General features: G+C 73.1%; 19 protein-coding genes. 6 read left to right on the top strand and 13 right to left on the bottom strand.

The genetic code is table 11. The annotated features are described in order from the left end of the window. The 9 genes from ACIQWX_RS46595 to ACIQWX_RS46555 form a co-directional block, all read right to left on the bottom strand. Positions 1-996, bottom strand: a complete 996-nt coding sequence (locus ACIQWX_RS46595) for an ABC transporter permease (protein ID WP_400885714.1) — start codon at positions 994-996, stop codon at positions 1-3. Beyond that, complete coding sequence (locus tag ACIQWX_RS46590; RefSeq protein WP_400885712.1) at positions 996-1,919, bottom strand: ABC transporter permease; 924 nt, start codon at positions 1,917-1,919, stop codon at positions 996-998. Before ACIQWX_RS46590 ends, ACIQWX_RS46595 begins: the two co-directional genes overlap by 1 nt. Before the next feature lie 613 nt (positions 1,920-2,532). Then, a complete protein-coding gene (locus ACIQWX_RS46585) occupies positions 2,533-3,753 on the bottom strand; it encodes an MFS transporter (RefSeq protein ID WP_400885711.1) in 1,221 nt (406 codons plus the stop codon). Positions 3,754-3,765: 12 nt separating this feature from the next. Beyond that, on the bottom strand, positions 3,766-4,803 hold the full coding sequence (locus tag ACIQWX_RS46580) for a 3-oxoacyl-ACP synthase III family protein (RefSeq protein ID WP_400885708.1): 1,038 nt from the start codon (positions 4,801-4,803) through the stop codon (positions 3,766-3,768). A gap of 14 nt (positions 4,804-4,817) precedes the next feature. Then, positions 4,818-6,071 carry an ATP-grasp domain-containing protein gene (locus tag ACIQWX_RS46575; RefSeq protein WP_400885705.1) on the bottom strand — a complete coding sequence of 418 codons (1,254 nt, stop codon included), beginning with the start codon at positions 6,069-6,071 and terminating at the stop codon, positions 4,818-4,820. Continuing rightward, a complete protein-coding gene (locus ACIQWX_RS46570; protein WP_400885702.1) occupies positions 6,061-8,034 on the bottom strand; it encodes an acetyl/propionyl/methylcrotonyl-CoA carboxylase subunit alpha in 1,974 nt (657 codons plus the stop codon). Before ACIQWX_RS46570 ends, ACIQWX_RS46575 begins: the two co-directional genes overlap by 11 nt. Positions 8,035-8,040: 6 nt before the next feature. Continuing rightward, positions 8,041-9,645: a carboxyl transferase domain-containing protein gene (locus ACIQWX_RS46565; RefSeq protein WP_400885698.1), complete on the bottom strand. Its 1,605-nt coding sequence runs from the start codon at positions 9,643-9,645 to the stop codon at positions 8,041-8,043. Then, entirely contained in the window at positions 9,642-10,847 is a 1,206-nt protein-coding gene (locus tag ACIQWX_RS46560; RefSeq protein ID WP_400885695.1) for an aminotransferase class I/II-fold pyridoxal phosphate-dependent enzyme, read from the bottom strand. The genes ACIQWX_RS46565 and ACIQWX_RS46560 overlap by 4 nt, the downstream gene beginning before the upstream one ends. Positions 10,848-10,857: 10 nt before the next feature. Next, entirely contained in the window at positions 10,858-11,718 is an 861-nt protein-coding gene (locus ACIQWX_RS46555; RefSeq protein WP_400885692.1) for a 3-hydroxybutyryl-CoA dehydrogenase, read from the bottom strand. Between the two features lie 613 nt (positions 11,719-12,331). Here ACIQWX_RS46555 and ACIQWX_RS46550 point away from each other — a divergent pair. The 5 genes from ACIQWX_RS46550 (at position 12,332) to ACIQWX_RS46530 (ending at position 20,979) form a co-directional block, all read left to right on the top strand. Next, complete coding sequence (locus tag ACIQWX_RS46550; RefSeq protein ID WP_400885690.1) at positions 12,332-15,235, top strand: helix-turn-helix transcriptional regulator; 2,904 nt, start codon at positions 12,332-12,334, stop codon at positions 15,233-15,235. A 43-nt stretch (positions 15,236-15,278) separates the two neighbouring features. Then, positions 15,279-16,250, top strand: coding sequence for an LLM class flavin-dependent oxidoreductase (locus tag ACIQWX_RS46545; protein WP_400885687.1), 972 nt, complete (start codon positions 15,279-15,281; stop codon positions 16,248-16,250). After that, positions 16,247-17,518: an LLM class flavin-dependent oxidoreductase gene (locus ACIQWX_RS46540; RefSeq protein ID WP_400885685.1), complete on the top strand. Its 1,272-nt coding sequence runs from the start codon at positions 16,247-16,249 to the stop codon at positions 17,516-17,518. The genes ACIQWX_RS46545 and ACIQWX_RS46540 overlap by 4 nt, the downstream gene beginning before the upstream one ends. 174 nt (positions 17,519-17,692) lie before the next feature. Continuing rightward, entirely contained in the window at positions 17,693-17,971 is a 279-nt protein-coding gene (locus ACIQWX_RS46535; protein ID WP_400885682.1) for a hypothetical protein, read from the top strand. Continuing rightward, positions 17,968-20,979 (top strand): sigma factor, encoded by a 3,012-nt coding sequence (locus ACIQWX_RS46530; protein WP_400885679.1) that lies wholly within the window; start codon positions 17,968-17,970, stop codon positions 20,977-20,979. The genes ACIQWX_RS46535 and ACIQWX_RS46530 overlap by 4 nt, the downstream gene beginning before the upstream one ends. Here ACIQWX_RS46530 and ACIQWX_RS46525 read toward each other — a convergent pair. Then, positions 20,957-21,592: a hypothetical protein gene (locus ACIQWX_RS46525; RefSeq protein WP_400885677.1), complete on the bottom strand. Its 636-nt coding sequence runs from the start codon at positions 21,590-21,592 to the stop codon at positions 20,957-20,959. The genes ACIQWX_RS46530 and ACIQWX_RS46525 overlap by 23 nt on opposite strands. Then, on the bottom strand, positions 21,586-22,800 hold the full coding sequence (locus ACIQWX_RS46520) for an MFS transporter (protein WP_400885674.1): 1,215 nt from the start codon (positions 22,798-22,800) through the stop codon (positions 21,586-21,588). Before ACIQWX_RS46520 ends, ACIQWX_RS46525 begins: the two co-directional genes overlap by 7 nt. Positions 22,801-22,870: 70 nt before the next feature. On the opposite strand from ACIQWX_RS46520, the gene ACIQWX_RS46515 reads away from it, so the two are divergent. Beyond that, entirely contained in the window at positions 22,871-23,314 is a 444-nt protein-coding gene (locus ACIQWX_RS46515; protein WP_400885672.1) for a winged helix-turn-helix transcriptional regulator, read from the top strand. Here ACIQWX_RS46515 and ACIQWX_RS46510 read toward each other — a convergent pair. Together ACIQWX_RS46510 and ACIQWX_RS46505 are read right to left on the bottom strand one after the other, a co-directional pair. After that, on the bottom strand, positions 23,305-23,988 hold the full coding sequence (locus ACIQWX_RS46510) for a hypothetical protein (protein WP_400885669.1): 684 nt from the start codon (positions 23,986-23,988) through the stop codon (positions 23,305-23,307). The two genes, ACIQWX_RS46515 and ACIQWX_RS46510, sit on opposite strands and share 10 nt — an antisense overlap. A 336-nt stretch (positions 23,989-24,324) precedes the next feature. Continuing rightward, positions 24,325-25,005, bottom strand: coding sequence for a TetR/AcrR family transcriptional regulator (locus ACIQWX_RS46505; RefSeq protein WP_400885666.1), 681 nt, complete (start codon positions 25,003-25,005; stop codon positions 24,325-24,327). Positions 25,006-25,032 lie beyond the last annotated feature (27 nt).

Here is a 25,032-nt window from a genome sequence, read left to right as displayed (position 1 = left end):
TCAAACAAGGCGTGCCCGCGGATCGAGCGCGCCGTAGCAGAGATCGACCAGGAAGTTCAGGACCGTGACCAGCAGAGCCGAGAACAGCGTCACGCCCAGCAGCACCGGCAGGTTGAGCGACGCGATCGCGTCGACGAGCAGCCGCCCGACGCCGGCCATGCCGAAGATCCGCTCGGTGATCACCGTCCCGGCCAGCAGCCCGCCGAGGTCGACGCCGAAGACGGTGATGACCGGCAGCAGGACGTTGCGCAGCGCGTGCCGTCCCACGACCTTCCGCTCGGTGAGGCCCTTCGCCCGCGCGGTGCGGATGTAGTCCTCGCCGAGGGTTTCGAGCATCTGGCCGCGGGTGAGCCGCGCGTAGATCGCGGCGTGCAGGAACGCCAGGACGAACCACGGCAGCACGAGGTGCCACGCCCACTGCGCCGGGTTCTCGGCCAGCGGCACGTACCCGGACTTCGGGACGACGTCGAGCGCGAACGCGAAGATCGTGATGCCGATCATCCCGGCGAGGTAGGCGGGCATCGAGACGCCGGTCATCGCGGCGGCCATCGTGATCCGGTCGGCCGCGGTTCCGCGCCGCAGCGCGGAAAGCACGCCGAGGCCGACACCGAGGACGATCCAGATCGCCGCCGCGCCCAGTGCGACCGAGAAGCTGACCTCGATCCGGCCGCCGATCTCGCTCAGCACGTCGACGTTGTTCTGGAAGTCCCAGCCGAAGCACGGCGCGGTGCAGTGGACCGCCGCGACGCCGGTGCCGAACGTGCGGCCGCCGAAGATGCCGCCGAGGAAGTCGAAGAACTGCTCGTACCACGGGACGTCGTAGCCCATGAACTCCCGCGCCAGCTGGAGACCTTCCGGGGAGCACGGGCGGCCGCAGGCCATCCGCGCCGGATCGGCGGGCAGGACGTAGAACACCACGAACGTCACGAAGGCGACGACGAACAGGACCAGCAGCATCCCGGCGAAGCGGGTGGCCACGAAGCGGGCGGTGCGCATCAGGCGGCACCCCCGGAGCGCGGGTCGAGCGCGTCGCGGATCGCGTCGCCGACGACGTTGAACGCCAGCGTGATCAGGAAGAGCATCGCGCCGGGGAAGACGAGGTACATGGGGTCCGTCTCGAAGAAGTCGACGGCCGCGCTGATGGTGCGGCCCCAGCTGGGGGTCGGCGGCAGGACGCCGACGCCGAGGAACGACAGCGCGGCTTCGTTGCCGATCATCGACGGGATGGACAGGCTGGCGACGACGATGATCGGCGCCCAGAGGTTCGGCAGCAGCTCCTTGGTGAAGACGTGCCAGGGGCCCCCGCCGACGACCCGGGCCGCGGCCACGAAGTCCCGCTTCGCGAGGGTCAGGGTCTGGGCCCGCACGATGCGCGCGATGCGCGGCCAGCCGAAGAGCCCGAGGACGACGATGAGCGTGAGCTGGCGCGGGAAGTCCACCGGCAGGACGGCGCCGAGCGCGATCATGAAGATGAGGTAGGGGAAGCCGAGGATGACGTCGGCGGTCCAGGTGACCAGCCGGTCCCACCAGCCGCCGAGGTAGCCGGCGCTGACCCCGATCACGACGCCGAGCACGGTCCCCAGCACGGTGGCGCCGAGCCCGACGAGCAGCGAGGTCCGGGCACCGTGGGCGACGAGCGCGAACATGTCCACGCCGGTCAACGGTTCGACGCCGAACCAGTGGGCGCCGCTCACGCCGCCGAGCGAGCCGGCGGGCAGGCCGGTCGGCCCGAGGGTGGCGATGTCCGGGGCCAGGCTCTGTCCTTCGACGAGGACGAACAGATCGGCCCCGGCGGCGAGCAGCAGGATGACGACGATCAGCACCGCGCAGAGGGGCGTCCACCGCCCGGTCCGGACGGCACGCCACACCGCGGCGGGCAAGGAGCGCGCCGCGAGCGGCGGGAGGGAGGGGGCGGACACGGCACCTTCCGAGGTTCAGCCGATCGAGTGACGATCGGGACTTTAGGGAGGTGCGTCGGTGATCATTCAACCGTCTCAGGATGTGGACGGGAAGTAACGCGCTTGTGGGGTTTTGGTCCGGGTTGTCCCGGTTTGTTCGCACGATGCGGACGCCGGGCGGGTCGGGCACCCTCACGCCCGACCCACTCGGCTACCCGTTCGAAAACTCCGCCTCCCGCACCGGACCCCGCTCCCGCTCCGCCCACCGCACCACCGCCGGCACCGCCAACCCCGTCACCGCGAAGAGGCCGCCGGAAACAGCCGGGGCGGGCACCCTCACGCCCGACCCGCTCGGCTACCCGTTCGAAAACTCCGCCTCCCGCACCGGACCCCGCTCCCGCTCCGCCCACCGCACCACCGCCGGCACCGCCAGGCCCGTCGCCGCGAAGAGGCCGCCGGAAACAGCCGGGGCGGGCACCCTCGCGCCCGACCCGCTCGGCTACCGGTTCGAAACTCCGCCTGCCGCCGGACCCCGCTCCCGCTCACTGCACCACCGCCGGGACCGCCAGCCCCATCGCCGCGAAGATCCCGCCGGAAACAGCCGGGGCGGGCACCCTCGCACCCGACCACCCGGCTACCCGTTCGAAAACTCCGCCTCCCGCACCGAACCCCGCTCCCGCTCCGCCCACCGCACCACCGCCGGCACCGCCAACCCCGTCGCCGCGAAGATCCCGCCGACCACCCACCAGCCCGGTGTCCCCCACGTGATGCACAGCGCGATCAGAACCGCCGGCCCGAGCGTCACGCCCAGTCCGAGCCCCATGCCGAACAACCCCTGGTACTGCCCGACCGCGTGCGGCGGGGCGAGGGTGAACGACAACTCGAACCCGCCCGCCGCCTGCCAGATCTCGCCCACCGTGTGGACCACCACCGCCGCCAGCAGCAACAACAGCGCCAGCCACGTCGGGGCGCCCGCCATCGCCGCGATCGCCACGCACGCCGCGAAGAACGCGAACCCGGCGCGTCTGAACGCCAGCGCGCCCGCCTTCGTCGTGTCGATGCGGCGGCTCGCGCGGACCTGGAAGAACACCACGATCACCGTGTTGACCACCATCACGCCGGACACCGTCCAGTTCGGCGCCGTCGTGCGGGCGACCAGCCACAGCGGGACCGCCGCCGTCAGCACGCGGTACTGGATCGCCATCACCCCGTCCAGCAGGGTCAGCACCAGGTACGGCCGGTCGCGCAGGGCCACCCAGCGCGGGCCCGCACCAGCAGGTTTGGGCGGGACCGCCGGCAGAAACAACACGATCGCTGTGCTCGCCGCGTAGGACACCGCGCTGCCCGCGATCAGCAGCAGGTACGCGTACCGCGTGTCCGCCGCGACGCCCCAGCCGGCCAGCAGGGCGCCGAGCGCGATGCCCAGGTTCGTCACCGACCTCAGGTAGCCGCGGAACTCCGCCGGCCGGTCGCCGCCGTACTCCTGGACCAGCGGGCTGCGCGCCGCGGGCCCGGCCGTCTGGGCCGCCGCGCCCAGGCTCGCGAACACCACGAACGACCAGAACCCTTGCGCCAGGCACAATCCCGCCATCGAGACGGCGCCGAGGACGAGCGTCAGCGCGTACACCGTGCGGGCGCCGTGGCGGTCGGCCAGGTGCCCGAACGGGATCCCGGCCGACAGCGACACCGCTCCGGCAACGGTCAGCCCGAGGCCGACCTGCCCGGCGGGCAACTGGACGACGCGGGTGAAGTACAGGACGCCGGCGGTCAGGTAGACGCCGTAGCCGGTCATGGTGACCAGGGTCGCCACCGCGAGCAGCCGGGGCGGTCCGCCGCAGGGAAGGAGCGCGGGCATGGAAGACCTTTCTCAGCGGTGGGACAGGGCGCCGGCCTGGTGCCGGACGTCGAGGTCGCCGCGCGGCGGGGTCGCCGTCCAGCGGCAGAGGGTGACGCCGAGGTTCATGCCGCCGCCGAACGCGGCCAGCAGCACGACGTCGCCGACGTCGAGGGCGCCGGCGCGGTGGGCGGCGTCGAGCGTGATCGGCACGGATGCCGCGCCCGTGTTGGCGTACCGGTCGACGGTCAGGTGCAGCGCCGCGTTGGGCAGGTCCAGGGTCTCCCCCAGCTCGCGCAGCATGACGCCGTTGGCCTGGTGCGGCACGAGGTGGTCGACGGCGGCGGCCGGCACGCCGCTTTCCCGCAACGCCAACGCAATCGCGTCCGGCACGTGCCCGTTGACGAAGTCGCGCACGCCCCGGCCGTCCATCCGGAAGAAGTGCTCGCCGTCCAGCACCGAGCGCACCGACGCGGGGACCCGGCTGCCGCCCGCGCGCACACCGATGAGCCGGTGCCCGTCACCGTGTCCGCGCAGCCGCGTGCCGATGACGCCCCCTCCCGCCGGTACGGGGCCGAGCACGACCGCCCCCGCCCCGTCACCGAACAGGATCGCGGTCTTGCGGTCACGCACGTCCAGGATGCGGGAGTAGACGTCGGCGCCGATCACCAGCGCGTGGCCGCCGTCCCGCACGAGACCGCGGGCCATGGCGAGGGCGTAGACGAACCCGCTGCACACGGCGTTGACGTCGACGGCGCTGGCCGACCGGGCGCCGATCAGGTGCTGGACGAGACTGGCCGTGGCCGGCTGCGGGTGGTCCGGGGTGGAGGTGGCGACGACGACGTGGTCGACGTCGTCCGGGCTCAGGCCGGCCGCGAGCAGCGCCCGGTCGGCCGCGATCGCCGCGAGGTTGGAGGTGGCCTGCCCGGGTTCGGCGTGCCGCCGTTCGCGGATGCCGGTCTTGCGTTCGATCCACGCCGCGTCGACGCCGGCCGCCGGGGCGATCTCGGCGTTGGTGACGACGCGGTCGGGCAGGTAGGAGCCGGTGCCGAGAATGCCGATGTCGGTCATGTCTTCCTCGTGGTTCAACGCAGGGCCCACAGGCCCGGCAGGCGATCGGGTTCGGAGGCGGGCACGAACTTCACCGAGCCCACGAGGTCGGCGGCCAGCGCGCTCGCCGCTTCCGGCGTTTCGGCGCCGACGACGACCAGGCCGACCCGGTCGCCGGACCGGTGCAGGGGCTTGATTTCGTCGCCGGGTTTCACGCCGAGTTCCGCGTACAGGACGGCGGGGTGCGCGAGCACTTCGTCCCAGCCTTCGACGGCGGCGAGCCGGCCCGGCGGCGGCGTGAAGTACCGGACGGCCGCGCCGCGGCTCGGTTCCAGGGGCACGTCCGGGAGCGGGCGGCCGAGCATGTCGTCGAACACCAGGCCGTACAGCTCGAGGCCGGGGATGGCGTGGGCGAGCATGCGGTGGATCCAGTCGCCGCCGAAGCGGCCGTGCACCTCGCCGAGCACGACGCCGGCCGTCGTGAGCCACAGCTCGACGTGGAAGCCGCCGACGCGCAGCCCGAGCGTCCGGAGTGCGCTCGACACCTGCTCTTCGATCTCGCGGCGCCGGGCTTCCGGCAGGGGCGCGGGCAGCACGTGCCCGGTCTCGACGAAGAACGGCGGCGGCACCTTTTCCTTGGCGGTGACGGCGAGGATCTTCGGCACGCCCCCGAGGAAGACGCCTTCGACGCTGAACTCCGGCCCCTCGACGAACTGCTCGACCAGGAACGGCTTCGCGTCCGGCAGCAGCGCGATCGCCGCGGGCAGCTGCCCGGCCTCGGTCACCAGGCTGACGCCGGTGCTGCCCATGGCGTCGCGGGGTTTGACGATCCACGGCCCGGCGTGCTCGCGCAGGAACGCCTCGGCTTCGGCTTCGCCGGTGCACAGCCGGACGACCGGCTGCGGGAACCCGGCCGCGGCCAGGGCTTCGCGGCAGGCGTCCTTGGTGCGGACGCGGTGCACGGCCTCAGGCGGGTTGCCCGGGGCACCGACCGCTTCGGCCGTCTCGGCGACGGCCACCTGGGCCAGTTCCTGGAGCGCGTACACGGCGTCGAAGTCCCGGTCACGGGCCCAGGCCGCGGACTCGCCGGGCTTCAGAACGTCCACAGTGGACACTTCGGCGGCCTTGGCGACGACGTCCTCGGTCGCGGCCAGTACTTCCGCGGTGTTGGTGACGTGCACGCGGATGCCGCGAGCCGCGGCCTGGGCCAGTGCTTCGGTCGCCATGTCGAGGCTGAAGCTCAGCGGCCGGGCGCCGCCGACGAACAGCAGGGTGGGTTCATCGGACACGGTTTTCTCCTTCGGGGGTGAGGGTGACGAGGACCTGGTCGGCGGCGACGAGTTCGCCGGGGGCGCAGGAAAGCTTCTCGACGGTGCCGTCGAAGGGCGCGACGATGCGGTTCTCCATCTTCATCGCCTCGACGACCACCAGCAGCTCCCCCGCTTCGACCCGCCCGCCCGGCTCGCAGGTCACGCCGACGACCGCGCCGGGCATCGGCGTGCGCACCGCGCTGTCCGAGTTCTCCCCGCCGCCTTCGGCGAACGTCGGCCGGGACAGCGCGGCGCGGTGGCCGCCGATGACGATCTCGTAGCCGTCCGAGGTGGGCAAACCCGTCCAGCGGGTGGATCCCAGCGCGCCGCGGACCAGGCCGTCCGCCGTGGGTTCGGCCAGCACGGTGAGGCGACGGCCCTCGGCTTCGACGTGCAAGCCGGCCCGGTCGCGGGCGAGCAGCCGGGCCTCGCGGTCACGGCCGTCGAGGCGCAGGACGAGCCGGCCGAGCGGGGCGTCCGGGTCGAGCGCGGCGCGGTCGAAGGCGCCGATCGTCCCGGTCCACGGCGAGGCCGCGGCCGTCCGCTCGGGTACCGCCATCGCGGCCGCGCAGGCCAGCGCCTCGGCGTCGCGGTCGTGGGTCGCCGGGCGGGCGGTGAAGCCGTCGACGAGGTGGGTATCGACCCGGCCGTCGACCACCCGCGGCTCGGCCAGCAGCTCGCCGAGGAAGCCGAGGTTCGTGGTCAGGCCGACGAGGGTGGTCTCCTCGATCGCCGCGCGCAGGCGGGCGAGCGCCGCCGGCCGGTCGGATCCGGCCGCGACCAGCTTCGCGACCATCGGGTCGTAGAAGCCCGGCACCGCGCCCGAGTCGTCGAACGCGGCTTCGACGCGGACGTCCGACGGCCACCGGACGACCTCGGCGTGTCCGGGCGCGGGCCGGAAGCCGTGCGCGGGGTCCTCGGCGTAGACACGGCATTCGATCGCGTGGCCGGTCGCGCGGATCTGCCACTGCGGCAGCGGGATCGGCTCGCCGTCGGCGATCCGCAGCTGCCATTCGACGAGGTCGAGGCCGGTGATCTCCTCGGTGACCGGGTGCTCGACCTGCAGCCGGGTGTTGACCTCCAGGAAGAAGAACCGGCCGTCGCCGTCGAGGATGAACTCGAACGTGCCCGCGCCGACGTAGCCGAGCGCGGTGGCGCCGCGCACCGCCGCGTCGAGCAGCTCGCGGCGGGTCGTCGGCGGCAGGTGCGGCGCCGGGGCCTCCTCGACGATCTTCTGGTGCCGCCGCTGCAGCGAGCACTCGCGTTCGAAGAGGTGGACGACGGTGCCGTGCCGGTCGCCGAAGACCTGCACCTCGATGTGCCGCGGCGCGGCGACGTACCGTTCGGCCAGCAGCCGGCCGTCGCCGAACCCGGCCCGGCCCAGGCGGACGGCTTCGGCCACGGCGTCGGGCAGCTCGGCCTCGGCGTGCACCACGCGCATGCCCTTGCCGCCGCCCCCGGCGACCGGCTTGAGGATCACCGGGTACCCGATCCGGCGCGCGTCGGCGAGCAGGACGTCGGCCGACTCGGTCGCGTGCTCGGAGCCCGGCAGCACCGGGACCCCGGCCGCGGCCATCAGCTCGCGGGCCCGGGCCTTGTCCCCCATCGCCTCGATGGTCGCCGCGTCCGGTCCGATGTAGACCAATCCGGCCTCGACGACCCGCGCGGCGAATTCCGGGTTCTCCGACAGGAAGCCGTACCCGGGGTGGACTGCGTCGCAGTCGGCGCGCAGGGCCGCGTCGACGACGGCGTCGATGTCGAGGTAGCTTTCCCGTGCCGCCGACGGTCCGATGTGGACGGTTTCGACGGCGCCTTCGAGGTGCGCCGCGCCGGCGTCCGCGGCGGAGTGCACGGCCACGTAGCCGACGTCCAGCCGGCGGCAGGTGCGCGCGATCCGGCGGGCGATCTCCCCGCGGTTGGCGATGAGCACGCGTTTCGGCATCGTCCCTCACATCCTGAAGACCCCGAAGCGGGTCTCCCGCTTCGGCGCGTCGGCGGCCATGGCCAGGCACAGCGCGAGCCAGTCCCGCGTCTCGACCGGGTCGACGACGGCGTCGACCCACAGCCGGGCCGCGTAGTAGAGCGGCTGCGCCTGCCGTTCGTAGGCGGCGAGGATCGGCTCGCGGATCTCCGCCTCCTCCTCGGGCGTCAGCTCGCGGCCCTCCTTGGCGAGCTGGTCGCCGCGGATCAGCGTCATCACCTTGGCCGTCTGCTCGGCACCGACCACAGTGGACCGCGCGCTCGGCCACATCGCCATCAGCTGCGAGCCCATGGACCGGCCGCACATGGCGAAGTTGCCCGCGCCGTAGCTGCCGCCGACCACCAGGCTGAACTTCGGCACCTTCGCGCACGACACGGCGTTGACGAGCTTGGCGCCGTGCTTGGTGATCCCGCCGGCCTCGTACTCGGCGCCGACCATGAACCCGTTGATGTTGTGCAGGAACAGCAGCGGGATGTCCCGCTGCGCGCACACCTCGATGAAGTTCGCGGCCTTCTGCGCGCTCTCGGAGAACAGGACGCCGTCGTTGATCAGAACGCCGACCGGGTAGCCGCCGACGTGCCCGGTGCCGCAAACGATCGTCGGGCCGAAACGGGCGCGGTACTCGGTGAACTCGCTGTCGTCGAGCAATCTCGCCAGGATCTCGCGCGCCGGGATGTGCTCCTTGAGCCCGGCGCTCACGACCCCGGGCAGTTCGGCGGGGTCGTACTTCGGCGGCCGGGGTGGCTGCGGCGGCGGGGACAGCGGCGGCCGGGTGCTGCGCGCGGCGAGGTCGCGCAGGATGGTCAGCGCGTGGTCGTCGTTCTCGGCGAGGTGGTCGGCGACCCCGGTGACGCGGGTGTGCAGATCGGCGCCGCCGAGCGTCTCGGCGTCGACGATCTCGCCGGTGGCCGCGCGCACCAGCTGCGGGCCGCCGAGGAACACCGTGCCGGTGCCGCGGACCATCACCGTCTCGTCGCACATCGCCGGGATGTACGCCCCGCCCGCGGTGCACGAGCCCATCACGGCGGCCAGTTGCGGCAGCCCCTCGGCCGACATCTCGGCGATGTTGCGGAAGATCCGGCCGAGGTGGTCCTCGTCGGGGAAGAGGTCCTCCTGCAGTGGCAGGAAAACCCCGCCCGAGTCGACGAGGTAGAGACACCCCAGGCCGTTCTCGCGCGCGATCTTCTGCCCGCGCAGGTGTTTCCGGACGCCGAGCGGGAAGTACGTCCCGCCCTTCACGGTGGCGTCGTTGGCGAAGACCATGAACGGCCGTCCGGCGACGATCCCGATCCCGGTCACCAGCGCGGCCGACGGGACCGGCTCGTCGTAGACGTCGTGCGCGGCGAGCTGCCCGACCTCCAGCAGCGGCGTCCCGGGGTCCAGCAGCCGCGCGATGCGCTGCCGGGCGGTCAGCTTGCCGCGGCCGGCGTGCTTGCGGTGCGCTTTCTCGCTGCCGCCGGCCAGCGCCGCGGCCCGGGCCCGGGCGATGACTTCGCGGTTGACTTCGAAGTCCTCGACGTTGCGGCGGAACCCGGCCGAGGCGACGTCGAGGTGGGAACGCAGCGCCGTCACGCGTCCCCCAGCGTGCCCAGCAGGCCGGCGAACCGCTCGATCTCGGCCGTGGTCATGCTGGCGCGCAGCATGATTCGCAAGCCTGCCTTGCCGCGGCCGATGATCGGGAAGAAGATCGGCGAGACGTAGAAGCCGTTGCGGAACAGGTCCTGCGCGAGCCGGACGGTCGCGTCCTCCGAGCCGACCCGCACGAACCGGATCGGCAGCCCGTCGCCGCGTTCACCGGTTTCCACGAGGCTGTCGAAGAGGGTGATGTTCTCCTGAAGCCGCTGCTGCAACGCGGTCAGCTCGTCGGTGCGGTGCAGTTCCGCGGAGGCGAGCAGGCCGCCGAGGCCCGCGGTGTTGATCCGCTGCGACCACATCAGCGGGCCGCCGTTGCGCTGCGCGGTGTCCAGCCGCCACTGGGAACCCCGCTTGCCGAGGAAGATCGCGCCACCGGACGCGCCGAAGCCCTTGTTGAGCGACGTGATGATGATCGTGCGGTCGTTGATCTGGCCCAGCTCTTCCAGCACGACGCCGCGGCCGCGGTGACCGACCGTCGAGATGCCGTGGGCTTCGTCGAAGACGAGGAACAGGCCGTACTTCTCCTGCAGGGCCAGGAGTTCCTTCACCGGTGCCTGCCCGCCGGTGCTGTAGACGCCATCGGCGACGTAGGCGACCCGCTTGTGCTGCTTGCACAACGCTTCGAGCGCTTCGACGTCGTTGTGCGGCACCACGGCGACCTCGGTCTCGTCGGCGACGCTCGGCTTCATCGCGTTGAGGCAGAAGTGGGCGTTCTTGTCGAACACCATCAGCGGCGGCTCGCCCTCGGTGAAGATCCCGGACGCGACCAGCGGCAGGGCGGCCCACGCGGCGGCGGCGCACGAGTTGAGCGTCACGGCCTCGACGTCGAACAGTTCCGACAGCGCCGCTTCGGCGTCCCTGAGCGCCCCGAAGCGGACGCGCATCCGGGACGTCGAGGTGTTGAGCGCGCCTTCGGCGAGGACGGCGTCGGCCGCGGCTTTCACGAGCTTCGGGTGGGTGTCGAGGCCGAGGTAGGAGTAGGAGGACATGTTGACGAACTCGTGGCCGTCGTCGAGGGCGCGGTGGCGGCCGTCGCCGAGGCCGGCGACGACGACGTCGAAGAGGCCGGCCTTGTCGGTGACGTCCCAGAAGTCGTCGCTGATCCGGGCGGACTTCTTGGTGTTCAGGAACGAGTGCACGGGTTCTCCTTCAGTACGTGTGGAAGCCGCGACCGGTCTTGCGGCCGAGGTGGCCGGCTTCGACCAGCCGGGACAGCGAGGGCGGGGCGGCGTAGAGGGGCTGCTTGAACTCGTCGTGCAGCGCGGCGGCGATGGCGGCGACGACGTCGAGGCCGATCAGGTCGGCCAGCCGCAGCGGCCCCATCGGGTGCGCGCAGCCGAGTTCCATGGCGCGGTCGACGTCTGCGGGCGGGCAGTAGCCGGTGTCGACCATGCGGATCGCCGCGAGCAAGTACGGGATCAGCAGGGCGTTGACGACGAAGCCGCTCTGGTCGGCGACGGTGATCGGCTGCCGGTCCAAGGTGTGCTCGGCGAAGGCGGTGACGCGCTCGGTCACCTCGGGGTCCGTCGGCAGCGCGGGGACGACCTCGACGAGCCGCATGGCCGTGACGGGGTTGAAGAAGTGCAGGCCGAGCACGCGTTCGGGCCTGGTGGTCACCGCGGCGAGCCGGGTGATCGCGATCGCCGAGGTGGTGCTGGCGAGGACCGTGTCGTCGCCGGCGATCTTGTCGAGCGTGGCGAAGAGGCCGAGCTTGAGCTGTTCGTCCTCGGGGATCGCCTCGACGACGAGCTGCCGGTCGCCGAGCTCGGCGAGGTCCGTGCCGACGCTGATCCGGGTCAGGGCCGCGTCGCGTTCGTCCGGCGTCAGCTTGCCCTTGTCGACGCGGCGGCCGAGCGACGCCGCGATCTTCCGCGGCGCCGAGGTCAGCGACGACTCCCGGGACACCGCCAGCCGGACGTCGAGCCCGCGGGTCGCGCAGAGCTCGGCGATCCCCGCGCCCATCGTGCCCGAGCCGACGACGCCGACCCGGGTGATTCCGTTCGCACCCACTTGTTTCCCCGCATTCTGCCGGGCCACCGCATTAGCGGCGGCGCCTCGAGTTGGAGACCGAATTGCCCGATCGTTCGACCTGAGGGGCGCACCGCCGGAACGCGTTCACGCCGAAGCCCGGCGCGGATCGCTCCGCACCCGGATTTCGCGGTGGTACCCCAGTGCCCCGGTTCACTTCACCCCAGCCGTGGCGTTCGCCAGTCTGCCCATGCCGGGTGCCGCGGCGCCATGGGGGCGGCTCCCCCAACTTTTCCGCCGGCCCCGCGTTTTCCCCGCGAGCAGGGCGGATCCGCAGTGGCCTGGACCACTCGTGCGGCCTGGGTCACGGTGTCGCAGTGGGACGCGCGGCCGTCACGGGTGTGTCAACCACCGAACGGACGATTCGAGCGTTCCGCCCCGCCTGCCGCCCGTCGGGGAAACCTGGGGGAACCCGCCCCAGGGTGTCCGGTAAAGGCCATCCGGTATCGGCGCGGTGAATTCCAGCATTCGGTCCCGGTTGGCGTTGTGGCACTCGTCGTGTATCCAAGAAGTGGCGTCCGGAGGGGCGCCGGAGCTGGGGGCTCAATTCGATGTGTGAATGCGATTATTCCTTTTTCGCGGTCGCCGACCGGGCATGCTGATCCGGTCGCCGGAGCTCGCCGGCCGGGACGGGGAGCTGCGTGAGCTGGCCACGGCGTTCGACGACGCACTGGCCGGGCGGGGCGGCGCGGTCTTCCTCGCCGGCGAGAGCGGGATCGGCAAGTCCCGCCTCGCGCGCGAGGCGGCGGCGCGGGCGGCCGGCCGCGGGGCACGGGTGCTGCGCGGGCAGGGCAGCTCGGTCGGCCCGGTGGTGCCGTTCCGGCCGCTGGCCGAGGCGCTGTTCTCGCTGACGCGCGACGCCGAGCCGATCGACGTCGCCGAGCTGGGCCCGTACTTGCCGGCGTTGGGTGTCCTCGTGCCCGACTGGCGGCGGGGCCCGGAAGCGGACCCGCCGCTGCTGGTCGTCGCCGAGGCGGTGCTGCGGCTGCTGGCGGTGGTCGGCCGGGCCGGTGGCTGCGTGCTCGTCCTCGACGACCTGCACGACGCCGACGCGGAGACGCTGTTCGTGCTGGAGTACCTGGTCGGCAACCTGGAGTCGGCGCGGGTGCTGCTGACCGGCACGATCCGGGACGACCCGTCCCCCGCCCGCGACATCGCCCGGTCCGCCGCCCGCCGCGGTGCCTGCGTCCTGCGCACACTCCCGCGGCTCGGGCCGGACGCCGTGCACGACGTCGTCGCGGCGTGCCTCGGGACGGACCGCGCGCGGGTGCCCGCCGCGACGGCCGCCCACCTGTGGCGGCTCAGCACCGGGATCCCGTTCCTGGTCGAAGAGCTGCTGCACGAGCTGGTCGCCGACGGGCTGCTGACCGACGGGCCCGCCGGCTGGCACCTGGCCGACACCGGCACCGTGCCCGCGGCGCTGGCGGGGAGCGTCGCCACGCGGATGGCGCGGCTCGGGCCGGAAGGAGCGGGCCTGCTGGCCGCGGCGGCGGTCCTCGGCCCGCGGTTCGCCGCGCCGGTGGTGCAGCGCGCCGCCGGCGCCGACGACCGGACGGTTGCGGCGTTCCTCGACGCGGCCGTCGACGCGCGGCTCGTCGAGCCGGACCCGGCGGCGCTCGGCTGGTACGCGTTCGGGCACCCGCTGACGGCCGAAGCGGTGCTGGCGCAGCTGGGCCCGACGCGGCGGGCGGAGCTGGCCCGGCTGGCCGCGGACGCCGTCGAGCTGCTGCACCCCGGCCTGCCGGGTGACTGGTGCGCGCGGGTCGCGGAGCTGCGCCGGCTCGCGGGCGACCGCGCGGCGGCGGGGCGCCTGTTCGCCGACGCGGGCCGCCGGGCCCTGGAAACGGCGGAGACCGGCGCCGCCGTGGACCTGCTCGTCCGCGCGGACGGGTTGCTGACCGACCGGCCCGACCTGCGCGGCGCGGTCTTGGAGCAGCTGGTGTTCGCGCTCGGCGAGACCGGGCAGATCGACCGGGCGTGCGCGTTGGCGGACCGGTTTTCCGAGGTGGGGCTGTTCGACCGGGCCGCGGTCCTGCACGCGCGGCTGGCGTGGGCGGCGCACTCGGCAGGCCGGCCGGCGGACGCGCTCGCTCATCTGACGGCGGCCCGCACCCGCACCCGCTCGGACCGCCGGCGCGCGGCGGTCGACGCGGTCCAGGCGTTGCTGCTGCTGGAGGAACCGGACCGGGCGACAGAAGCCGAGCGCCTCGCCCGGGCGGCGCTCGAGCAGGCGGACGACCCGGTGGTGACGTGCCAGGCGCTGCTCGCGCTGGGAGTGCTGGTCCGGTGGCGCGACCCGGAGGAGGCACGGCGCTTGCTGGAGCGGGCGCATCTGCTGACGGAGTCCCACCGGATGCCGTTGTGGCGCACGCATGTTCTGGTGCGGTTGGGTGAGCACTTCGCGCTGACGGAGGGCGACACGGGCGGGTTGGTCTTGGCACGGCAGCACGCGTCGCGAGCCGGCTCGGTGGCGGCGGTCCGGTCGGCCGAGCTGGCGATCGTGTTGCACGGGCTGGTGCTCGGCGGCGAGTACGGCGCTGGTGAGCAGCGGTTGGCCGAGTTGGCTGGACCCACGTGCGAGGACTCGGCCGGCGTTCGCCCTGCCGGTTCCGGCCAAAGCATCCCCACCCCCGCGACCTCAGCCGATTTCCGCGGCCTCACCGTTCTCCGGGCCATCTCCGCCGCCCACCAAGCCGACCGGGCCGCCATGACCGAAGCCATCGCCGATCTCCGAGCCGGTCACCACCCGGACTCGCTCCTCGGCCTCGCCCACCCCTTCTGCGCCCTCCTCGAAGAAGACCGGGACCGCGCGCGGCGGGACCTCGACCGCGTCGACGCCGGCTCGCCCCTCGACGGCCACCACGGCGTCGCGCTCCTCCTCGACGTCCTCGCCGGGGACCTGACCCCCGAAGACCTCGAAACCGCCGCGAGCATTCCCGCGAGCCGGCTGCGCTGGAACCGGCAGTTCGCCGCCCTCGCCCAAGCCGTCTCGCACGGACGGCACGGGGACACCGCCGGCGCCGAAGCCGCCGCCAAGGAAGCGCGGGAAGCCGCTCACCCCTACCGGATGGCCGGGCACCTCGGGGCGCGGCTCGTCGCCGAAGCCGCGCTCGCCGACGGCTGGGGCGAACCCGTCCTCTGGCTGCGGGCCGCCGAGGAGTACTTCCACGACGCCGCCGTTCCCGCCGTCGCCGGGGCCTGCCGCACCCTGCTGCGCCGGGCCGGGGAACCCGTGCGGCAACGGCGGCCCGGCCTCCACCGGCTCCCGCGCGAGCTGCGCGACGCCGGGGTCACCGTCCGCGAGTACGACGTCTTCCGGCTGCTGGCCCACCGCCTCGGCAACACCGACATCGCCCGGCGGCTGCTGATTTCCCCGAAGACCGTGGAAAAGCACGTCTCCAGCCTGATGACGAAGACGAAACTCCCCGACCGCGTCACGCTCTTCGACTACGCCTCGGCGCTCAGCCCGAACGCCCGCCCGAGCGCGTCCACATCCTGAAAGCAGGTGCGCGCCCGCCCTCGGTCCGGATAGCTGTGGAGCCATGACTTCTCGCAGCCTGCACGTCGCGGTGGAGATCGGCGACGGCGGCGACACGCCCTGCGCGCTCGCCGGCGCCGTCACCGCGGCCGAACGCGGCGGCTTCACGTTCGTCACCTTCGACGACTCCCCCGTCGGCGGCCACCGGCTCGACGCGACCACGCGCGCCGCCTACGTCGCGACGCTCACCGATCGCGTCGGGCTCGCCCCGACCGCGCACGTCACCACCGTCGAGCCGTTCCACCTGGCCGCGCAGCTGGCGAGCCTCGACCACGCCTCGCACGGCCGCGCCGCCTGGATCGTCGGCGCGGACAGCTCGCCCGAGGCGCTGGCGACCGTCGGCGCGTCCCGGCTCGACCCGGACGCGCTGCACCACGAAGTCGCCGACGTCGCCGAGGTCGTCCGGCGGCTCTGGGACTCCTGGGACGACGACGCCGTCATCAAGGACGTCGCGACCGGGCGCTACCTCGACCCGGACAAGGTGCACCACGTCGACTTCTCCGGCGCGCGGTTCTCGATCAAGGGCCCGCTGATCACGCCGCGGCCGCCCCAGGGGAGGCCGGTCATCCTGGCGCCGGACGCACTCGCCGAAGCGGCCCGCCCGGACGTCGTGCTCGTCGGCGGCGCCGGTCTCGACGACGTCCGCGGCCGCGCCCGGCGCGCCCGCGACACCGGCGCCCCGCTGGTCTTCGCCGAGGTCGAGGTCCAGTTCGGGGCGGGCGGCCGACGGCCACCGGGCGACCGGTTGCGCTACACGGGATCCGCGCCCGGCCTCACCGAACTGCTGGGCTGGCTGGCGACGAGCGTCGACGGCGTGCGGCTGCACTCCGCCGACCTGCCGGTCCTGCTCGGGGAAGTACTCCCCGCGCTGCGCGCCGAAGGCCTGCTCACCTCCCCGGCACCGGGCGCCACCCTGCGCGAGTCGCTCGGTCTCGCGCGCCCGGCGAGCCTCTTCGCCGCCGGGGGTGCCGCATGACCGCGCGGCTGCACCTGGGCGTGTTCTACACCGGCGTCGGCCCGCACTACCTGTGGGACGACCCGGCGAACGCGCCGCACACGGAGATCGAGACCTACGTTTCGGTCGCGCGCACCCTCGAACGCGGCCTGTTCGACGCCTTCTTCCTCGGCGAAGGCCTGCGGGTGCGGGAAAACCTCGGCCGGGTCCACGCCCTCGACGTCGCCGGCCGCCCCGACGCGATCACCCAGCTGAGCGCGCTCGCCGCGGCCACGACGCGGATCGGGCTGGTCGCCACGCAGAACACGACGTACAACTTCCCCGCCGACCTCGCGCGCCGGCTGTCCTCTTTGGACTTCCTGTCCGGCGGCCGGGCCGGCTGGAACATCGTCACCACCGACAACGCCTGGACCGGCGCCAACTTCCGCCGCGGCGGCTGGCTCGCCCACGAGCGCCGCTACGAACGGGCCGAGCAGTTCGTCGAAGCCGCGCTGGCGCTGTGGTCCGGGACCGGGCTGGTGGCCCGGCACACCGACCTGGTGAGCCTGCGCGCGACGCCGTCGGTGCCGCCGAGCCCGCAGGGCCGTCCGGTGCTGTTCCAGGCCGGGGACTCCCCGGGCGGGCGCGAACTGGCGGCCAAGTACGCGGACGTCGTGTTCTCCGCGAACACCGCCCACGACAAGGCCGTCGCATACGCCGAGGACCTGCGCGCGCGGCTGGCGCGCCACGGCCGTCCCGCCGACGCGGTGCGGATCCTGCCCGGGGCGACCGTCGTCCTGGGCGACACCCCGGCCGACGCCGCCGAACGCGCCGAAGACGTCCGGCGCCGGCAGATCACCCCGCAGCGCGCGCTGGCGTTCCTCGATCAGTACTGGGGCCGGGACCTCTCGGCCTACGACCCGCACGGCCCGCTGCCGGACATCGAGCCGGCCGAAGGCGAGCTGGACCCGTCGCGCGGGACGATCTCGATCGAGGAGCGCACCGGCAAGCTCGACCGGATCCGCCGGTGGCGCGAGCTGGCCGAGGCGAAGAAGCTGTCGATCCACCAGCTGGTCCTCGAGGTCCAGCCCCGCCAGCACGGTTTCGTCGGCACGCCGGGCCAGGTCGCCGACGAGTGGGCGCGGTACGTGCGGACCCGGGCGGTCGACGGGTTCAACATCAGCCCGCACCTGGTGCCCGCCGCGCTCGACGACGTCGTCGACCGGCTCGTCCCGGAGCTGCAGGACCGCGGGGTCTACCGGACGGAGTACGAGGGCACGACCCTGCGCGAACACCTCGAACTGCCCTGACGGGCGGCGTTCCCTTCCCCCGAGGCCGGACAAAAACCGGACAACCGGGCCGGGCACCTTCCCGGTACCGGTTCCGCTCGCGAAAATAGCCGCGGAATTTCCGCGTCACGCGGGGAGAAACCGGCCCGGTGCGCCACGAGCCAGGCGACCACGTTGCCGACCTCGGGAGATGTCATGGACGTCCTGCGCACCGAGCAGGAAGAAGACCGCGCGCTGGTGGCGCGGCTGCACGACGGCGACTGGAGCGCGCTCGACGTGCTCTACGGCCGGTACGCCCGGCCGGTCTTCCAGCGCTGCTGGCGGATCCTGCGCGAACGGACGGCGTCGTGGGAAACCACCCACGACACGTTCGCGCAGTTCGTCGGGCACCTGCCGTGTCCGTGCGGGCGCCCGGCGCGCGAATGGCTGCTGGAGACCGGCACCCGCCTCGCCACCCGGAGGGCCGCGCGATGACCGAGGCGGAGATCTTCGAACACTGCCGGACCAGCGTGCGGGCCTACCTGCGGTCGCGGGTGCCGAACCGCTCCGACCTCGACGACTGCGTCAGCGAGGTCGTCGTCCGCGCGCTGGAGGGCCTGCGCAAGGGCGCCGAGCCGCAGGTGCTCGGCGCGTGGCTGACCGGCATCGCCGCCAATGTGCTCAAGGAGCGGTACCGGGCCAAGGAGCGCGACCTCGAGCTGCCGGGCGAAGTGCCGCAGGAACCGGGCGAGCCGCAGCTGGAGCTGGCCCGGACCGACCTGCCGGACCTGCCGTCGGAGTTCGAGGTCGTCCTCGGCAAGCGGCAGCTGTGGGCCACGCTCGACGCCGCGACCCGCGGGCTGGGCGACGGCCTGGCCGCGATCATGCGCGCCCACCTGCGGCTCACCGTCGAACGCGGGCGGCACGTCGTCGGCGCGGAGCTGGCGCGGGAGCTGGGCCGGCCGGTCGAGATCGTGAACCGGCAGCTGCAGCGGTCCCGCCTGAAGATGCTCGACGCGATCGCGGCGCTCGTCCTCGCCCGCACCGGCCGCGCGGACTGCGCCGAGCTGGGCCGGGTGCTGAGCGCCGAGCAGCTGCGCGCGGGCCGCCGGCTGCTGCTCGATCAGGAACAGACGCGCGCGGTGCTCAAGCACGCCGCCGGCTGCGCGACGTGCTCGCTGCGCGTCGACGAAGCCCGCGACTACAGCCGCTGGGCCCTCGGTCCCGGGCTGCTGCGGCTGGCCGACGACGACGAGGAACGCCGCCGCGCGCTCGTCGCGCTGCTGGACCGCGTGGGCGAGGGTGGTGTTTCGTCGACGCAGGCCCAGGCGGCGGCCGCGCTGGCCGTGCCGGTGCCGCTGGCCGGGCCCGCGAACCTGGCGGGCCGGGTGCTGGCGTCCCGGCCCGGGCTGCTGCGCAAGGTCGACGGCGTCACGCGGTTCGTGCGCGACAACCCGGAGGTGGCGACCCGGATCGCGGTGTCGGCGACGGGCGGGCTCGCGGCCGCGGCGGCCATCGTGGCCGCGGTACTGGCCGGCTCCGACGGCGGCCGGAGCGGGACGCCGCTCGCGGACTCCCCGCGAGCACCCGGGACGACCGCGTCCGCCGCGCCGATGCCCACGGTGAGCGCCCCGGCCGCGGTGCCGGTGGCCGTGACGGTCCCGAAGACCACGCTGCCGGCCTCGCCGGGGAACCGGGTGCCGCCTGCGGGTCCGGCGCCCGGCTCGTCGGCGGTGGCCCAGCCTGCCGCGCCGGAGACGTCGACGGGCCGGCCCGCGCCGCCGCCGACGACCACGCCGCCGCCCGCCGCACCGCCGCCCGCCGCACCGACGACCTCGGCGCCGCCCACCACGCCACCGCCCACCACAGCACCACCGACCGCACCGCCTACTACCGAGCCGCCACCCACCACCGAGCCGCCGAACACACCACCTCCGACCACACCGCCACCCACCACGGCACCGCCGACCTCGGCACCGCCCACCACCGAGCCACCCACCACACCGCCGCCGACTTCGGCGCCGCCCACCACCACACCGCCGCCCACCACGACGACCCCGCAGCCGAGGAAGATCACGATCGACGCCACCGGCGTCTCGTACACGACGGTGACCATTTCCGGCGTCGGCGTGCGCGATTCCCGGCAGCCACAGGAGGTGGACCTCGCGCCCGGTCCGCACACGCTCGCCACCCCGGCCGGCCAGCTGCTGCACTTCACCGTCACCGACGACTACCGGATCACCTACGACACCGGCCCGGACGGCCCGCTGACCACCAACGGCGACACCACCCTGGTGTTGCGCGGCCACGACATCACCTTCGACGTGTCCGATGTGGACTACTACAACATGGCGATCACCGGCACGGGTTTCCCGGCGCCGCAACCGGTCCGGCACCTCAGGCTGCTACCGGGCCCGCACAACGTGGTGACGGCCCACGGGAACGCGGTCCCGTTCACCGTGACGCCCACCGGCGAGATCACCTTCCCCGCCAACCCACACCGACCACTGACCTGGGACAGCCACATCCTCGCCGTCCACGGCACACCCATCACCCTCGACACCACCGACGTCGACTACTACAACATGACCATCAGCGGCGCCGGCTGGCCCACCCCACGAGCATCCCGCACTTTCCGGCTACTGCCCGGCACGCACAACGTGGTGACAGCCAACGGCAACGGAGTCCCGTTCACCATCACCGCGGACGGCACCGTCACTTACGCCGACGACCTCGACCAGCTGTTCACCCGCGCCAACGAGAACAAAACCCTGCAGGTGCACGGCTTCCGCGTCACGCTGGACAGCACCGGCGTCGACTACGACACGACGACCGTCAGCGGCACGGGCTGGCGTACCCCGCAGGCCGTCCGCGAACTGCGGCTGCTGCCGGGCGCCCACCACGTCGTCGCGCACGACGGGTCGACCGCGCCCTTCACCGTGACCGCAACAGGTTCGGTGCGCTCGGACAGCCCGCTGGTCACCGCCGACGGAACCGTCCTCGCGGCCCACGGGCTGCCGGTCACCCTGGACGTCACGGATCTCGGCTACGCCAACGCCTCGATCGAGGGAGTCACGTACGGAGCCCCGCGACCGGCGCGCACGCTCCGCATCTTCCCCGGCGTCCACCGGGTGGTCACCAACGGCGGCCCGACGACGACGTTCACCGTCGACGACCAAGGCTTTGTCGCCTACGACCCGGCTTTGGAAGGCCTGCTCACCGGAAGGGACACCCGCACGCTCGCCGTCCACGGGTTCCCCGTCACCGTCGACGCCGGCGGGTCGGGGTACCCGCAGTTCGGCGTCGACCACGTCGGCTGGTGGGACGCCCGGCAGCCCCGCCTCGCGCGGTTCCTGCCGGGTACCCACTACGTCACGGCACCGGGCGGCCGTCGGTTCCCGTTCACCGTCACCGGCGCCGGCCGCGTCGCGTACGACGCCGCACTGGACGGCGTGTTCGCCGGCCGCGACGGCACGACGCTCACCCTCCGCCCGCCCGGCTGACCGGCACGCGGACCCGGTTCGCCCGGGCCGGGTCCGCGTCCTCCCACAGCCACGCGAGCGCGTCCACCTCCTTGACCCGGACCCGCACCGGCGCGTAGCCGTCCGGGTCGATGCCCTTGTAGCCGTGCCGCACCACGCCGTCGTGGATCCGTTCCGACACCACGACGGCGAGGTCGGTGCCCGACCGCGCGAGCAGGTCGTAGAGCGGTTCGCCGTCGACGAGCCGGCACGCGAGCTTCACGTCCTCGCTCACCCACCGCGGCCACGCGCGCAGCAGCTCCCCCGCGTGCACCGCCAGCCGCAGCCGCATCCGCCACGCCGGTGCGACGACGGCGTTGTACGCGCGCAGCTCGGTGACGAGCCGCGGTACGAACGGGTCCAGCAAGTCCGCTTTGGACACCCCCGGCGGCACGATGACGAGGAGCCCGTCACCGCGGTCCTGAATGGACAGCCGCCACCAGCCGACCCCGGCCGCCCGGAAGGCGATCCGCATCATCCTCGCCAGCGCGGCGCGCGCCCGGAGCTGGGCGAGATTGTCCCAGCGGGACGATCCCGCGATGTCCACCACCACGATCGACCGGTGCACCGGCCCCCTCGACCCCACACTCAGCATCGGCTGCTCCCTTCTCGGTCCAGCTTGCTCGTGGCGCGACGGTGGCCGTTCTCCCCTCCCACCCCCAAGATTTTTCCGGCGGCCCAGGTGAGCAGGGCGCCGACGGCGAAGGTCGCGCCGAGAATCGCCGATCCCGGCCAGCCCGCCACGGCGTAGACCGCGGTGGTCGCGGCGGCGCCGGCCGCCGAGCCGAGGGAGTAGAAGACCATGTACCCGCCGGTCACCATGCTGGTGCGGCCGGGGAACGCGGTGGTCAGCAGGTGCTGGTTGGCGACGTGCACGACCTGGACGGCGAAGTCGAGCACCAGCACGCCGAACCCCAGCAGCCACAACGACCAGCCCAGCCCGCTGATGGCAAGCCACGACCCGAGCAGCAGCACGAGCGCGATCCCGGTGACGCGGCCGGCGTGTCCCGCGTCGCCCCAGCGGCCGGCCCGGGCCGCGCCCAGTGCGCCCGCGAGCCCGGCGACGCCGAACAGCCCGATCTGCGTTTCGGTCAGGTGCCACGGTTCGGCGGCCAGGGGCAGCGCCATTCCGCTCCACAACGTGCCGAAAGACGCGAAGAGGAAGAAGGCGATCAGACCCCGGCTGAGGAACAGCGGCCGGATGAGCAGCCCGGCCAGTGACCGCAGGATCCGCCCGTAAGACTCGGCGCCGGTCCGCACGTCCGCGGGCAGCGCCACGAGGCACAGCGCGGAGAGGACGGCGGCGAGCACCGCGAGCGCGAGGTAGCTGCCGCGCCAGCCGCCGAGGTCGGCCAGTGCGCCGGTGAGCACGCGGGCGCCGAGGATGCCGGCCACCACGCCGGAGGTGACGACGCCGAGGGTGCGCCCGCGTTCGGCCGGCGGCGAGATCGAGGTCGCGTACGCGACCGTCGTCTGCACCACCACCGCGAAGAGCCCCGCGACGGCGAGGCCGCCGAACGCCACCCAGGCGACGGGGGCGGCCGCGGTGACCGCCAGCCCGGCCGCGACCAGGCCGAGGTGGGCGGCGATCAGGCGACGCCGGTCCAGCCGGTCGCCGAGCGGCACCAGCAGCACCAGCCCGGCGAGGTAGCCGAGCTGGCCCGCGGCCACGAACCAGCCGGCCGCGTCCCGGGGCACGCCGAGGTCGTCGCCCATCGGGCCCAGCACCGGCTGCCCCGCGTACACGCCGGCGACCGCCACCCCGCACACGACGGCCAGGAGCAGTCTCGTCCCGCGTCCCACCAGACCTCCCGATTGGTTGCGATTTGCAACTCTTCGGAGAGTAGGCGAGAATGGTTTCATTACGCAACTCATGGGAGACGCGATGTGGACGGACCCGACTTGCCCGGTCGCGCGGGCGGCGGACCTGATCGGCGACCGGTGGAGCCTGCTGATCGTCCGCGACGCGATGGACGGCGCCCGCTCGTTCACCGACTTCCAGCAGCGCACGGGCATCGCCCGCAACATCCTCACCGACCGGCTGCGCAGGCTGACCGGACACGGCCTGCTCGTCCAGGTCGACGCGCCGTCGGGCAAGCGGCGCCAGTACGCGCTCACCGAGGCGGGCAAGGACCTGTTCGCCGTGATCGTGACGCTGCGCCAGTGGGGTGAGCGCCACGCGTTCGAAGCGGGTGAGCCGCATTCGGTCCTGGTGGACGAGCACGGCGCGGTCGTCCCGCCCGTCGTCCCCACGGCACCCGACGGCGCACCGCTGACCAGCGAGACGACCTCGGTCCGAAAGGTGGCTCAGCCGTAACGCTTGCCCAGCCACTCGACGATCTCGGCGGCCGCGAGTTCGTTCGCCGTCGGCTCGCCCTCGGCGATGGCGCCGCCGAAGTGCAGGCCGCGGACTGTCGTCGCCGTCAGATCCGCCGCGCCGAGGGAGGCGATCATGCGGCGGGAATCCGCCGGGAACGCCGCCTGGTCGCCCGTCAGCTCGACGAACAATGTCGGGATCGTGACGCCCGGGCCGCAGCGCACGAAGTCGGCACGCGAGCTGAGGCCCGACCACGTCGACAACCACGCTTCCGGCGTCGCGAGCCTGCCGAACCCGACCAGGCCGTAGTCGATCAGGTCGGGGCGCTTGCCGAACAGCGAGCCGTACGGGCGCTCGCTGGGGTCCAGACCGAGGTCGACCGTGCGCGGGTCGGCGTCGGTGCGGAACACCGTGAGGACGCGCGGCGCCAGCGAACGGCGGCGGTCTTCGGCTCGGCCGCTCGTCTTGAACGCCTTGCGGGCCGCAGCGGTGCCGGCCAGGTGCGCGCGGGCCACGGCGTCGATGCGGGCGACGCGGTCGCGTTGGGCCGCGCGGTAGCGGTCCAGGAATTCCTTGATGTAGCGGGGACATTCCGGCGGTTCGGCGAAACCGTTGGCCGGCGAGAACGGGTCGAGGTCCGGGACGACCGACATCGGGTCGGTCTCGTCGGCCACGGACGGGTCGATGCACGCGAGCAGCAGCTGACGCGCAGAAAAGAAAGCTGGGTGGTCATCCCGTCGCCTGAGGCCGCAAAAATCACTTTGAGCCAGGCCCGCAACCCACAGCAGAAGGCGAGAGAACAACGCAACCTTGCGGGCCTGGCTCAAAGTGATAGGCCTCAATCAGGCGACGGGATGACCACCCAGCAACCCACCCGAAAAGGCGAGAGGACAGCAAAACCCAGGGCCATCCCAGAGCCTGCCCGTCCGGCGAGGACATCTTTTAGCTTCCGACGAAGGCACGGAACCGACCTCCCCACCCCAGGCGCGCGCCTACCCACACACCCGGCATCAACCCGCGACAGCAGGCCGAGAACCTTCACGAGCCAGCAACCCCGAAATAGTCACCGCGAGCGTCCGCCCCACCAACTCCGTGAAGTCAACCCGCGAGGCCGCCACGTCCGGATCCAACGCGTAAGCAGCCTGCAAAGCCTCCGAAGGCCGACTGTGCGGCCAAGCCGCCGCCGTCACCAAACTAGCCGTGGCCACCACCTCGCCGGCAGCCCGCTCGTCCAGCTCCGGCACGTGCCGGCGGACCACCGCAACCAGCGACTCCACGGCCCGAAGCAGCGCCCGCTTGTGCTCGAGCGCCACCTCGGTGGACACGTTGTGCTCCAGCACCGCCGCCTGCGAACTGATCAGATCGCACAGCACGGGCCGCCGCGCCAGCGACTCGGCCACCAGCGCAGCCAGGCGATCTCCGCGCTCCCGAACAGCACCCTCGAGAACCGCCGAACCGGCCAATTCGGCGATCCAGTCCCGGATATGCCCGTCCAGCAGCTCCAACAACACCGCCTCGCGCGACTCGACGTACCGCACGATGTTCGCCTTCGCCAAGCACACCCGGCGGCTCAGCTCGTTGAAGCTCAGCTTGGCGACCGGCATCTCGGTCAGCATCTCGTCGGCCGTCGCCAGGATCACGCGCCGCCGCTCGGCTCGCTGCTCGTCGGTGCGGGCGCGCTTGAAGTTCACCTCGCCATCTTACGTACCCCCGGTACG

It is taken from the genome of Amycolatopsis sp. NPDC098790, assembly GCF_044759945.1.
Lineage (GTDB): Bacteria > Actinomycetota > Actinomycetes > Mycobacteriales > Pseudonocardiaceae > Amycolatopsis.
This window is presented reverse-complemented; position numbering and strand designations above follow the sequence as displayed.